11 protein-coding genes, 3 pseudogenes and 1 other annotated feature are annotated in these 12,562 nt (G+C 71.9%); of the genes and pseudogenes, 5 read left to right on the top strand and 9 right to left on the bottom strand.

What is annotated here, in order from left to right; translation table 11 throughout:
• Positions 1-167: 167 nt before the first annotated feature.
• Positions 168-1,336: pseudogene (locus tag J1M40_RS06180) on the bottom strand (IS3 family transposase).
• A 197-nt stretch (positions 1,337-1,533) separates the two neighbouring features.
• On the opposite strand from J1M40_RS06180, the gene J1M40_RS06175 reads away from it, so the two are divergent.
• Positions 1,534-1,845 carry a transposase gene (locus J1M40_RS06175; RefSeq protein WP_144860616.1) on the top strand — a complete coding sequence of 104 codons (312 nt, stop codon included), beginning with the start codon at positions 1,534-1,536 and terminating at the stop codon, positions 1,843-1,845.
• Here J1M40_RS06175 and J1M40_RS06170 read toward each other — a convergent pair.
• On the bottom strand, positions 1,807-2,964 hold the full coding sequence (locus J1M40_RS06170; protein WP_144860614.1) for an IS30 family transposase: 1,158 nt from the start codon (positions 2,962-2,964) through the stop codon (positions 1,807-1,809). The genes J1M40_RS06175 and J1M40_RS06170 overlap by 39 nt on opposite strands.
• 87 nt (positions 2,965-3,051) lie before the next feature.
• Positions 3,052-3,148 (top strand) — a sequence feature (AL1L pseudoknot).
• Here J1M40_RS06170 and J1M40_RS12700 point away from each other — a divergent pair.
• From J1M40_RS12700 to J1M40_RS06160, 3 genes and pseudogenes are all read left to right on the top strand, one after another.
• Positions 3,055-3,273 (top strand): annotated as a pseudogene (locus J1M40_RS12700) (IS3 family transposase); the annotation flags it as partial. It overlaps the preceding feature by 94 nt.
• A 114-nt stretch (positions 3,274-3,387) precedes the next feature.
• Positions 3,388-4,632 carry an IS256 family transposase gene (locus J1M40_RS06165; RefSeq protein WP_031943898.1) on the top strand — a complete coding sequence of 415 codons (1,245 nt, stop codon included), beginning with the start codon at positions 3,388-3,390 and terminating at the stop codon, positions 4,630-4,632.
• A 46-nt stretch (positions 4,633-4,678) separates the two neighbouring features.
• Positions 4,679-5,428: pseudogene (locus J1M40_RS06160) on the top strand (IS3 family transposase); the annotation flags it as partial.
• 93 nt (positions 5,429-5,521) lie between these two features.
• On the opposite strand, the gene J1M40_RS06155 reads toward J1M40_RS06160, so the two are convergent.
• Positions 5,522-5,668, bottom strand: coding sequence for a hypothetical protein (locus J1M40_RS06155; RefSeq protein WP_206450587.1), 147 nt, complete (start codon positions 5,666-5,668; stop codon positions 5,522-5,524).
• Between the two features lie 6 nt (positions 5,669-5,674).
• On the opposite strand from J1M40_RS06155, the gene J1M40_RS06150 reads away from it, so the two are divergent.
• Positions 5,675-6,361, top strand: coding sequence for a Pr6Pr family membrane protein (locus J1M40_RS06150; RefSeq protein WP_342356889.1), 687 nt, complete (start codon positions 5,675-5,677; stop codon positions 6,359-6,361).
• A 123-nt stretch (positions 6,362-6,484) separates the two neighbouring features.
• Here J1M40_RS06150 and J1M40_RS06145 read toward each other — a convergent pair whose 3' ends face one another.
• The 6 genes from J1M40_RS06145 to J1M40_RS06120 all read right to left on the bottom strand — a co-directional run bounded on the left by J1M40_RS06145 (position 6,485) and on the right by J1M40_RS06120 (position 12,375).
• A complete protein-coding gene (locus J1M40_RS06145; protein WP_041104097.1) occupies positions 6,485-7,150 on the bottom strand; it encodes an SDR family oxidoreductase in 666 nt (221 codons plus the stop codon).
• 98 nt (positions 7,151-7,248) lie between these two features.
• Entirely contained in the window at positions 7,249-8,304 is a 1,056-nt protein-coding gene (locus tag J1M40_RS06140; protein WP_041104096.1) for a siderophore-interacting protein, read from the bottom strand.
• Positions 8,301-9,170, bottom strand: coding sequence for an ABC transporter ATP-binding protein (locus J1M40_RS06135; protein ID WP_069941200.1), 870 nt, complete (start codon positions 9,168-9,170; stop codon positions 8,301-8,303). The genes J1M40_RS06140 and J1M40_RS06135 overlap by 4 nt, the downstream gene beginning before the upstream one ends.
• Positions 9,167-10,237, bottom strand: a complete 1,071-nt coding sequence (locus J1M40_RS06130; protein WP_078025656.1) for an iron chelate uptake ABC transporter family permease subunit — start codon at positions 10,235-10,237, stop codon at positions 9,167-9,169. The genes J1M40_RS06135 and J1M40_RS06130 overlap by 4 nt, the downstream gene beginning before the upstream one ends.
• A complete protein-coding gene (locus J1M40_RS06125) occupies positions 10,234-11,289 on the bottom strand; it encodes an iron ABC transporter permease (RefSeq protein ID WP_078025657.1) in 1,056 nt (351 codons plus the stop codon). Before J1M40_RS06125 ends, J1M40_RS06130 begins: the two co-directional genes overlap by 4 nt.
• Positions 11,290-11,298: 9 nt before the next feature.
• Positions 11,299-12,375, bottom strand: a complete 1,077-nt coding sequence (locus tag J1M40_RS06120) for an iron-siderophore ABC transporter substrate-binding protein (RefSeq protein ID WP_206450582.1) — start codon at positions 12,373-12,375, stop codon at positions 11,299-11,301.
• Positions 12,376-12,562 lie beyond the last annotated feature (187 nt).

The following is a 12,562-nucleotide window of genomic DNA, read 5'->3' as shown; positions in this document are numbered from 1 at the left end:
TCCACCGGCCCCTGCGCACCGGCGTGCATGATCACCACCATCGAGTCCGGTCCGGTGCCGTGATGGCGCACGAACACCTCGGCCCCGAGCAGGTGCGCGGGCACCGAGTACTGGGCGTTTTCGAAGGGGACTGCTGAAGGTTCGGTTGACACTTCGGGTGTGGTGGTTCAGGCCGCTTTCGTCGGCCAGTAGATGGTCTCAAACTCGACCGGTGTCGTCTTTCCAAGGGCGCGCTGCCGGCGTCGGCGGTGGTAGGTCCGTTCGATCCAGGTGACGATCGCCAGCCGCAGCTCAGCGCGGCTGCTCCACCGGCGGCTGTTCAGGACGTTCTTCTGCAGGAGGGCGAAGAAGGACTCCATCGCGGCGTTGTCCGCGCTGGAGGCCACCCGTCCCATCGACCCGACCAGTCCGGCCCGGTGCAAGGCGGTGACGTAGGGCCGAGCACGGAACTGGCTGCCCCTATCGGCGTGCACCACGCAGCCGGTGACCTCGCCCGGGCCGCGGCGGGCGACGGCCATCTCGAGGGCGTCAACCGCGAGGGCGGCCGGCATCCGGTCGTCGATCGAGTAGCCGACGATCCGGCGCGACCACACGTCCTTGACCGCGCACAGGTACAGCTTCCCCTCGGCGGTGGCGTGCTCGGTGATGTCGGTCAGCCACAACCGGTTCGGGCCTGTCGCGGTGAAGTCCCGCTCGACGAGGTCGTCGTGCACGGGCGGGCCCGGCTTCTTCCACCGGCTACGAGTGCGGGCGTGGGCGGAGACGATCTGTGCTTGGGAGCAGATCTTCCATACCCGCCGCTCCGAGATCTCGTGCCCGGCCGCGGCGAGCTCGTCGGCGATGAACCGGTACCCGAACCCAGGGTCGTCACGGTGGACCTCGAACGCGGCGTTCATCGCGTAGGCGTCGACCAGGTCCCGCTCGCTGACCGGGTCGGCGCACCAGGCATAGAACGCCTGGGTCGAGAACTTCAGCACCCGGCAGGTCACCGTCACGGGGATCCCGTCGACGGCAAGGTCACGGACCAGCGGGTAGGTCATTTTGGGCTCTGACCCAGCCTCAAGTTCGCCTGCGACAGGTACGCCGCGGCGCGGCGCAGGACCTCGTTCTCCTGCTCCAGCAAGCGGATCTTCTTCCGCGCCTCGCGCAGCTCCTCGTTCTCGGCCTTGGTCACGCCGGGACGGTGGCCGTCCTCGACATCGGCCTGATGGAGCCAGTTGCGTAGGCAGGACTCGGAGATCCCGAAGTCCTTGGCGAGCTGAGCGATCGGGGCCTCGCCACGACGGGCGACCGCGACCACGTCGTCACGGAACTCCTTGGGGTGTGCTGCAGGCATGTCGACATCCTTCCAGCGGGGACCTCATGTCCCCACAGATCAGGTGTCAACCGAACCTTCAGCAGTCCCTGATGACGTCGATCCGCCCTAAGGCGTGATGCTCTGGGTAATTGTCCATACACTAGTTCTAGCCAAGATTTTGGAGGGTTTGAAGCGCCCTGGGTTTGGTTCCGAGCTTCCTGAAGGAGAATCGGATCATGCCCAAGAAGTTCACCCCCGAGTTCCGCGAACGCGCCGTGCGGATGGTCTTCGACCGCCAAGCCACCGAGGGCGGACCACGCGCGGCCTCCATCCGAGTCGTGGCCGAGTCGCTGGGCTGCGGCCCCGAGACCCTGCGCGCCTGGTGCAACCAAGCCATCACAGCAAGCAAGGCCACACCGGCACCCGCCACTGACGAGAGCCTGGGCGAAGAGAATCGCAGGCTGCGTCGAGAACTCGCCGAAGCACGCCGCGCCAACGAGATGGCGGATTCAAGCGGTGGGCGCAAGGAACTCTGCGAGCTTCTCTGATGGTGTCAGATAGCCCAGCGTCTTGCGTGGGCGTCCGTTGAGGCTGTCCTGGATCGCGTCTAACTCCTCGCGGCTGACAACGCTCAGATCGGTTCCTTTGGGCAGGTATTGCCGCAGCAGTCCGTTGGTGTTCTCGTTGCTCCCGCGCTGCCAGGGCGAGTGGGGATCGCAGAAGTAGATCGGGATGCCCGTGGCGGTGGTGAACGCGGCGTGCTTCGACATCTCCGCGCCTTGGTCCCAGGTGATCGTCCGGGTCAGTGCGGAAGGCAGCTTGCTGATCGCTGCGCGCATCGCGGCCTCGACCTGCTCAGCGCTCTTGCCGTCGGGCAAGTGCAGAAGCAGGGTCATCCGCGTCGAGCGCTCAACGAGCGTGCCGACGGCGCTGCGGCTGCCTTCGCCGAGGATGAGGTCGCCTTCCCAGTGCCCAGGAACAGCGCGATCGTCGGCTTCTGCGGGGCGCTCGCTAAGCATCACCATGCCGGGGATGCGGCCGCGGCCATCGGTGGTTCCGCGAGGCTTGCGGGCAGTTCGTCCGGACCGCAGACACCGCGCCAGCTCGCGACGCAGCTCGCCGCGGCCTTGCACGAACAGCGACTGGTAGATCGTCTCGTGGCTCACGCGCATCTCCGGATCATCGGCGTGATCCAACCGTAGGCGCGCTGCCACCTCTTCGGGCGACCACAGTTGCTCCAGCCGGCTGGCGACCTCCTCAAGCAGCCGACCCGACGCGAGCTTGAATGGCTTCGGTCGGCGAGCTTGATGGCGGGCGCGTTCGTGCGCATGCCAGGCCGAGTAGTCGCAGCGCCCGCCGCCGCGCTTCACCTCCCGGCTGACGGTGGACACCGCACGCCCCAGTTGCTCGGCGATCGCGGTGAAGGTGTCACCACGATTGATCCCCAGCAGGATCTGCTCGCGCTCGTCGATCGTCAGGTTGCCCTGGCGTGGTTCCCAGCCGAACGGCTTGGCGTCGACGTGCCTGCCGGTCCGGGCCATGGTGCCGACCATCGGCGCACTGCAGCCGATCTCCTTGGCGATGTCGACCAGCCGCCAGCCCTTCGCGTGAAGCCTGAGTGCGAGCTGCTTCTGCTCCCGGCTGAGATGGCCGTGCTTGCCCTGCATCCGGATCCTCCTGTGATCAGTAACTGCCTCATCTCACAGGACTCGTTGCGCTGACTGCTTGAATCCGCCGATCCTGAAAAAGGCCTCGGCTTTTTTCGCAGCGGAACTCGACCGCCCCACGACGAGATGATCCGGTTCATCGACATGAACCGCGACGATTTCGGGGTCGAGGCCATCTGCCGCGTCATGCGCGAAACAGAATGTGGGTTCATCACCTCCCGGGCCTACCGGGCGGCAAAAACACGACCAGCGTCAGCTCGTGCTCTGCGCGATCGATCATTGATCCCAGAGATCAAGCGAGTTGAGTCCCTGATAGTGGTGTAACCCTCCCCGGCCGCCAACACCGTCCCCAGCATGGACGCGGTCACCGTGGGAGCCTTCGAGTGAACCTTCCACAGCACTCTCGAAAGGGACATCACCACGATGACCGCTCCTCACATTGTCGACCCTGAACGCCTGCTACGCGAAGCGATCGGCGAAGCCTCGCCGGACTTGTTGCGCCACCTGCTGCAGACCGTGATCAACGCCCTGCTCAGCGCTGACGCAGACGCGGTCTGCGGCGCCGAGTACGGCACCGCTTCTGATACCCGCACCGCACAGCGCAATGGGTACCGCCACCGGCCCCTCGACACCCGCGCCGGCACGATCGACGTGGCCATCCCGAAACTGCGCGCCGGCACGTACTTCCCAGAGTGGCTGCTCGAGCGACGCAAGCGGGCCGAGTCCGCGTTGATCACGGTCGTCGCCGACTGCTACCTCGCTGGGGTCTCCACCCGACGCATGGACAAGCTCGTGCGCCAGCTGGGCATCGACTCGCTCTCGAAGTCCCAGGTCAGCCGGATGGCCGCCGAGCTGGACGAGCACATCGACGCGTTCCGGCACCGCCCGCTGGGGGATGCCGGCCCGTTCGTGTTCCTCGCCGCGGACGCCCTGACCATGAAGGTTCGCGAGGGTGGTCGGGTGATCAACGCGGTGGCCATGGTCGCCACCGGCGTCAACGCTGACGGGCGACGTGAGGTACTCGGGCTGCGGGTGGCCACCACGGAGTCAGGCGCGGCGTGGAACGAGTTCTTCGCTGATCTGGTCGCCCGCGGCCTTCACGGGGTGAGACTGGTGACTTCGGACTCCCACCGTGGCCTGGTCGAAGCCATCGCGGCGAACCTGCCCGGGGCTGTGTGGCAGCGGTGCCGCACGCACTATGCCGCGAACCTGATGGCGGTGACCCCGAAGGCCATGTGGCCGGCGGTGAAGGCCATGCTCCACAGCGTCTACGACCAGCCTGACGGGCCCGCGGTGCACGCCCAGTTCGACCGGCTCTTGGACTACGTGGCCGAGCGGTTGCCCGCCGTGGCTGGGCACCTCGATGCTGCTCGGGAGGACATCCTCGCGTTCATCTCGTTCCCGAAGGACGTGTGGTCCCAGATCTGGTCGAACAACCCTGCCGAGCGCCTGAATCGGGAGATCCGGCGCCGCACGGACGCGGTGGGCATCTTCCCGAACCGGGATGCCGTGGTGCGGCTCGTGGGGGCCGTGTTGGCTGAGCAGACGGATGAGTGGGCCGAGGGCCGCCGGTACCTCGGTCTCGAGCTGCTGGCCCGCTGCCGCGAGCCCCTCACGCAAGAACCGGGCACCGTGATGGGCACGGAGGTGATGCCGGCCCTGGCCTGATTCTCATGCCTCGAAGACGGTTACACCACTTCCAGGGACTTGACCGATCAAGCGCATCCATGAACAGAACTACAGCGTCTACGGCGCGCGGAAGATGTGGCACGCGATGCGCCGAGCCGGCTGGGACCTGGGCCGCGATCAGGTCGCACGCCTGATGCGCAGCGCCGGGCTGCACGGGGTCCGCCGGGGCCGCAAGCCCAACACCACCCGTCCAGCCCAGGCAGATGATCATCGCCGGGACCTGGTCCAGCGCGACTTCACGGCTGCGGCCCCGCACCAGCTCTGGGTCGCCGACATCACCTATGTGCGTCTCGTGTCGGGATTCTGCTATGCCGCATTCATCACGGATGTCTGCACCCGCAAGATCGTCGGCTGGTCGGTCGCTTCAACGCTGCACACAGATCGCCTGCCGCTTCTGGCTCTGGAACAGGCATTATTGACGACTGGTGCCCGTCGGGATTCTTCTGGCTTGACGCATCACTCGGATCGAGGGTCTCAATATGTGTCGCTGGCCTACTCGGATGCGCTGATTGCTGCAGGTGTGACTGCTTCGGTCGGTACGGTCGGGGATTCTTACGACAATGCCCTGGCAGAAACGGTCAATGGTCTCTATAAGACCGAGATCATCTACTCCAAGCGCGTCTGGCCCTCGGCTACTGCGGTGGAGATCGCGACGTTGGACTGGGTCCACTGGTGGAACACGGCTCGGCTCCACGAACGACTGGGGTACCGGACCCCGGTCGAGGTCGAGGCTGCTTACACTGACCTCGAGGTGACCGCGCCCGCGGTGCCCTGACCTCGGAACGAAACCCAGGGCGCTTCAGAGCGCGGGGTGTACCTGTGCTCGATCGCCACCGGGCGTGTCAACTTGTCTGTGTAAGCGGGGTGGTCACAGGTAGGGGTTGATCCGGTCGGGGTAGGCCGCGGCGAGCTGGGCGAGGGCCTGCTTCCAGTTCGTGACGGCCTGACCTTCGACGAGCCGGCCCTCCGCCGCACCCGCCCCGCCCCGCAGGGGGTCCGTGGGCGGATCGCGCACGCCGTCGTGTCCCGGCTGCAGCCGCGTCCCGTGCCGCCGGTGGACCGTCGGACCCGCCTGGCGTGGCAGGTCTCGGGGGCACTGCCGCTGATCGGGTGCCTGACCTCGTTCCCCATCGGGATGTCCAAGGACTCCATGGTGATCCCGGGCGTCGGCTATCAGGGCGGGTTCCCCGCGGGCTGGTCCCACGCCCTCAACCAGCCGGCGTACTTCACGTGGCTGTCCAACGCGCTGGTCGCGGGCACGTCGCTGACGCTGGCCGCGCGTCGTGAGGCGCCCACGTCGGACGCGTTCTGGGCCGTGCGCACCGCCGGACTCGGCTCGGTGATGGTCACGGGGATCGTCTACAACGCGGTGCTGCGCGGCCGCGAGCAGGACACCTTCCTCTACCGGTTCAACGACGCGCTGCAGCACATCGTCAACCCCGTGCTCGCCCCGGCGGTGTGGGCGCTGTGCGACCCCCGCGGGCAGATCACGCCGCGGCGCGCCGGGCTGGCCTCGGTCATCCCGCTGATGTGGGCGGCGGCGACCATGGCGCGCGGGCCCCGCATCGACTGGTACCCGTACCCGTTCCTGGACGTGCCGCGGCTCGGCCGACGCAGCGTGGGCGTCGTGCTCGCCGGGATCCTGGCCGGCTTCACCGGGCTCATGGGCGTGCTCGGCACCGTGGACCGCCGCCTCGGCCCGGCCTGAGCGAGGGCGGTCCCCGGCGCTTTCGAACGTGAGAGAGGGCCTATCTCACGTTCGAAAGCCCCCATTCGCCCCCTTTCACGTTCGAAAGCGCGGGTGGGAGGGGCCGACGACGGCGGCGGCGCGTCAGTCGCCGCGGACGGCCTCGGCCACGGGCACGTCGCCGTCCACGAAGTCGATCTTCCGGCCCACCGTGCCCGGCTCGCTGAGCACGGCCACGATCGCCCGGGCGACGTTGCCGCGGCTGGCCCCACGCTGCGGGGCATCGGAGTCGGAGAGGTCCGGGTCCACGGTGATGCGGCCGGACGGCTCCTCGTCGGTCAGGGCGCCGGGACCGAGGATGGTCCAGGCCAGCCCGGAGTCCCGCAGCGCCTCGTCCGCCTCGGCCTTGGCCTGCGCGTAGGTGTAGAAGGGGTCGTCCTCGGGCACGTCGTGGTGCAGGGACGCGCCGAGGTAGGACACCATCACGTAGCGCCGCACGCCCGCGGCCTCGGCGGCGCGCATGCTGGCGACGGCGGCGTCGTGGTCCACGGCCCGGGTGCGCTGGGCGTCCCCGCCGCCCGCGCCCGCGGAGAACACGACGTTGTCCGCGTCGCGCAGCGCGTGGAGCAGCTCCTCCTGGTCCGCCTTCTCGATGTCCAGGACGAGCGGTTCGGCGCCGGCGGCGCGGACGTCCTCGGCGTGATCGGGGTTGCGGATGATCGAGACGACGTCGTGGCCGGCCTCCGCCAGCAGAGGTGCGGCGAGCAGGGCCACCTTGCCGTGGCCGCCGATGATCACGGTGCGGGTCATGGGAATCTCTCCTTCGGTTCGATCGGGTGCTGAACTCCCACAGTAGGGAGAGCCCGACGCCGGTGCGAGGGCGGAGCGGCGCTCCACCACCCCACTCCTCAGCTCTCCGCCTGGCCCTCCCGCCAGTAGCCCATGAAGGAGACGTGCTTCTTCGGCACGCCGCCGGGGCCCACGCTGAGCCGGCGCAGGGCGCGCACCATCGCGGACTCCCCGGCGAGGAACACGTAGGCCTCGGGCCGTTCGTCGGCCTCGAGGGCGGCGACGGTCCACTCGCGCTCGACGGAGGCCGCGGGCGGCGCGACCGGCCCGCCGGCGTCGTCGGGGTCCACGCCCAGCAGGGCGGCGAGGCGGGCGTGCGCCCAGGACCCCGACGGCGCCCCCGGCGCCCGGCGGCCCACGTGCAGGCGCACGCGGCCCCGGTCCGTCAGCTCCGTCACGGCCCGCCAGTCCCACGGCTCGGGGACGGCCAGGCGCTCGGCGATGAGGTCGGCGGCCTGCCCGTCGTGGGGCAGCTCGAGCACGAGGTCCGCCTCGCCGTCGAACCCGCCGAACGGGTCCGCGAGCTCCTCCGCCACGGACACCAGGGCGGGGACGGCGGTCTCGTCGCCCACGGCCAGCACACGGTGCGCCCCCGTCTGCCGCCAGCCGGACCACGCCGGCGCCTCCGCCGAGGGCACCAGCACGTTCACCGCGTCCCCCGCCTGGACGGCGCGCGCCCAGCGCAGGCCCGGCCCCTGATGCGGGTCGGCGGGGTCGTCCGGGTCGCCGTGCAGCACCACGTCCACGGTCAGCGAGGGCACCTGCCGCCCGTCGAGCCGCACGAGCCCGGCCGAGCGCACCGTGTACGTGCGCATCCAGCCGCGCTCCTCCTCGGGGATGGCCAGGAACCCGGCGCGGAACCCGGCGGACAGGTCCGGGTCCGCCGACGTCCCGCCCGGCGGGGGGATCAGCAGCTTCACATAGGCGTCCCGGCGCGGCCGCGCGCCCCGGTACAGGGCGTGCAGGTCGGCGACGCCGGGCGGCAGCAGTCCCAGCAGGTCCCCGCTGGCGGCCTCCAGGTCCGGGCCCGCCAGCACGATCCGCCGGAACCCGCGGCACGGCTGCTCCACGGACACCACGCGCGTGTGCGCCACGATCATGCCGTCGGCGCTCATCGGCGGTCCCCGTCCCCCCGCGGCAGCACCACGGGGTGGCCCAGCAGCGGGTCGGCCACCACGTCCGCGTCCAGGCCGAACACCTCGGCCAGCACCTCCGGCACGATCACCTCGCCCGGCGTGCCCTGCGCCACCACCCGGCCCGCGGCCATCGCCACGATGTGGTCCGCACTGCGCGCCGCCAGGTTCAGCTCGTGCAGCACCGCGACGACGGTCGCCCGGCCCTCGCCACGCGGGTCCGGGAGCGTGCGCACCAGGTCGAGCACCTCCACCTGATGGCTGAGGTCGAGGTAGCTCGTGGGCTCGTCGAGGAGCACCACCGGGGTCTGCTGGGCGAGCACGAGGGCGAGCCACGCCCGCTGCCGCTGCCCGCCGGAGAGCGTGCCGGCCTCGCGCTCGGCGAGCTCCACGAGGTCGGTGCGCTCGAGCGCCGCGGCGACCGCGGCGTCGTCGCCGGCGGCCCGGCCGCCCAGGAGCCCGCGGTGCGGGTGACGGCCGCGCGCCACGAGCTGCGCCACCGTCATGCCCTCGGGCGCCACGGGATGCTGGGGCAGCAGCGCCACGGTGCGGGCGTAGTCGCGCGCGGACACGCGGGCGGCGTCCCGACCGAGCACCTCGATGCTCCCGGCGCGCGGGGCGAGCTGGCGGGTCAGGCCGCGCAGCAGCGTGGACTTGCCGCAGCCGTTGGCGCCGATGATCGCGGTGACGCGCCCGGCGGGCACGTCCAGGTCGAGGTCCGCGACGATCGGCGGCGCCGAGGCCGGGCCGTAGCCGAGCGTCAGGCCGCGCAGGCGGATCGCGACGTCGTCGGCGGCCCCGGCGCGCGGTGCGGCGGGGGACGGGACGGTGAGCGGGGGAGCGGTCATGCGGAGCGCACGCCTCCTGGGGTCCGGCCCTGGCACAGCAGCAGCCAGAGCATGAGCGGGGCGCCGGCGGCGCCGGTGAGCACACCGGTGGGCAGGGCGGCGCCGGTGAGCAGGGGGACGGCCTCACCGGCCACGAGGTCCGCGAGCAGCACGAGCGCGGCGCCCGTGAGCGCCGCCGCGGGCAGGGAGGGCAGGCCACGGGTGAGCCCGCGCGCCACCGGGGTGGCCAGCAGCGCCACGAACGCCAGCGGCCCCACGACGGCGGTCGCCACGGCGGCCAGCACCGCGCCGAGCCCCAGCGCCGCGGCCGAGGTGGGACGCGGCCGGGCGCCGAGGGCGTGCGCGAGGTCCGGGCCGACGTCGGCGGGGGCCAGCCGCGCGTGGAGCACCCCCGCCAGCGGCAGGGCGACCACGAGCACGCCCGCGAGCAGCGCGATGCGGCCCCACGTGACCCCGTTGAGCGAGCCGGCGATCCAGACGGTGGCCGACTGCAGGTCGTGCTGGGCCAGCGAGAGCATGGCCCCGGCCACCACGGCCTGGCCCGCCGCCGCCACCGCGATGCCGGCCACGACGAACCGCTCGCCCCCCACCGAGCGGGCCGTGGCGAACACGGCGACCACCGCCGCGAGGCCACCGATCAGTGCCGTGGCGGCGCGCATCAGGTCCGATCCTCCGCCGGTCTGCCCGGCGGTCGCCAGCATCCCCAGCACGACCGCCGCCGCGGCGCCCTGGGTGACGCCCAGGATGTCCGGCGAGGCCAGGGGGTTGCGCAGCGTGCGCCGGTAGAGCGCGCCGGCCGCGCCCAGGGCGGCGCCGGTGAGCACTGCGGCCACGGCGCGGGGCAGCTTCTCCTCCAGCACGATGAAGCTCGCTCCCGGGATCGTCTCCCCGCCCAGGATCCGCACGAGGTCCGGGACGGTCACCTGGTACGTGCCCCACACCACGCGCAGCAGGGCGAGGACCAGCACGGCCACGGCGAGGCCCGCGCAGGCCCCTCCGAGGCGGCGCCGGTCGGCGCGGCGCAGGCGGGCGACGACGTCGTCCGGGGCGGTGCACTGGAGGCTCATGCGGCCACCCCCGGGCGGCGCAGCAGCGCCAGCAGCACGGGCACGCCGAGCAGGACGGTGGTCACCCCGAGGTGGATCTCCCCGGGCGCCACGACGAGCCGCCCGGCGAGGTCCGCGAGGATCACGAGGACGGCGCCCCACAGGGCGCAGCCGACCATCAGGGCCCGCGTGCTCGGCGGCCGCAGACGGCGCAGCGCGTGGGGCACGAGCAGTCCCACGAACCCGACCGGCCCGGCCAGCGCCACCGCCGCGGCCGTGAGCAGCACGACCGCGCCCAGCAGCACCGCGCGCACCCGCTCCGGGCGCCCGCCCAGGCCGTGCGCGAGGTCGTCGCCGAGGGCGAGGGCGTCGAGCCCGGGGGCCACGGCGACGGCGGCGAGCAGCCCGACGGCGATGACGGGTGCCAGGGCGAGCGCCTCGCCGAGGTCGGCGCGGGCCACCGTGCCCACGGCCCAGAACCGCAGTCGGTCCTGGACCGTGGGGGAGAGCACGAGCAGGGCCGTGGTGCCGGCGGTGGCGCCGGCGGTGAGCGCCGCGCCGGCCAGCACGAGCGCCATGGGGGAGGGGGCGCCGGGCGTCCGGCCACTCCGTGTGGCGGCCGCCGCCACCGCGTAGCCGAGCGCGGCCGCGACCAGCGTCCCGACGGCGGCCAGCGCCAGCACTCCGAACGTGGACCCGGCGACGCCGAGCGCCATGCCCGCCGCCACGGCCAGCCCCGCGCCGGCGGAGAGCCCGAGCAGCCCCGGGTCGCCGAGCGGGTTGCGGGTGGCCCCCTGCAGGGCGGCGCCGGCCACGGCCAGCGCCGCCCCCACGAGCGCCCCCGTCACCACGCGGGGCACGCGGGAGGCCACGGCCGCCGCCTCGATGCCCTCCGGCACGGGGTGCCCGGTGAGGATCGCGCCCAGGGTGTCGAGCGCCGTCGTCGCCGGCACGGTGCGCGCGCCGAGGGCGACGCCGGCCACGAGCGCCGCCAGCAGCAGCGCCGCGGGCAGGGCGCCCATCAGCACGCCCGCGCGGACGCGGGCCGGGGAGGCCAGGGCCGTGGACGGCATGGGGAGGGATCAGCCCTGCGCGGTCTTCGCGGCCTCGGCGATCGGCGGGACGACCTTCTCGAGCGCGAACGGGATGGACAGCGGGGAGATCGCGGAGACGGAGAGGACCTCCTGCTCGTCCGTCTGCAGGACGAGGGCGCCGGCCTTCACGGCCGGGATCGAGCCCAGCAGGGGGTCGGACTCGATGGCCTCGCGGACCGAGTCCTGGGCGGCCCAGGAGACGAACACGTCCGACTCCAGCTCGTCCGCGCGCTCGGGCGACCACGTGAAGAAGAACGCCTGGTCCTCCGGGGAGTTCTCCGTCACCACCGGCGCCTGCTCCATGCCGAGCAGCTCGAGGAACTTCGGGCGGTTGTCCACGTCCGTGTAGATGCTGATCTGGTCCGCGGCGGCGGGGTCGATGGTGCCGTAGACGAAGGACGCGCCCTGGAGGTCCGCGTGCTTCTCGCCGGCGTCCTTGATCTGCTGCTCGAGGTCCGCGATGAGCTCCTCCGCCTCCTGCTCCTTGCCGAGCACGCGGCCGATGACCTCCGTGGACTGCTGCCACGAGGTGCCGTAGGCGGGGACGTCCTTCGGGTAGGCCACGGTGGGGGCGATCTTCGAGAGGCGGTCGTAGTCCTCCTGCGTGATGCCGGAGTAGACGGCGAGGATGACGTCCGGCTTCACGGCGGCGATCGCCTCGGCGTCGATGCCGGAGGCCTCGGACCACTGCACGGGCTTCTGGGCGCCCTCGGTCTCGGCGAGCTTCGCGTCGAACCAGTCGGTGGACTTCTCCGCGTTCCCCCCGAACTCCACGGCGGCCATGCCCACCGGCACCACCCCGAGGGCGAGGGCCACGTCCTGGTTCACCCAGGACACGGTGGCCACGCGGGTCGGGCGCTGCGGGATCTCGGTGGTGCCGTAGACGTGCTCGATGCTGCGGGGGAACGCGGCGTCCCCGCCCGCGGCGTCCGACGACGACGCACCGGCCGACGAGGACGAGGCCGAGCCTCCGGCCGGGCCGGTGGAGCACGCGGCGAGCAGGAGGGTGAGGCCGACTCCCCCGCTGGCGAGGAGGGAGCGGCGGGACAGGGGGGACGGTGCCATGGTGGTGGCCTTTCACGGTCGCGACGCGCGGGCGCCGGGCGGAGGGGGTCGGGTCTGCGGTCGGAGGATGCGTCGGCCCTGCCGGGCCGGCATTAGCAAACACCGACGTGAGGTAACTCCGGAAGGTTAGGGCAACCTAATGCTCCTGTGCAATCCCGGGGAGGGCCGTCGTCGGGGGGAGGTGGGC

It is taken from the genome of Micrococcus sp. KRD026 (assembly GCF_017168445.1).
Lineage (GTDB): Bacteria > Actinomycetota > Actinomycetes > Actinomycetales > Micrococcaceae > Micrococcus > Micrococcus luteus.
This window is presented reverse-complemented; position numbering and strand designations above follow the sequence as displayed.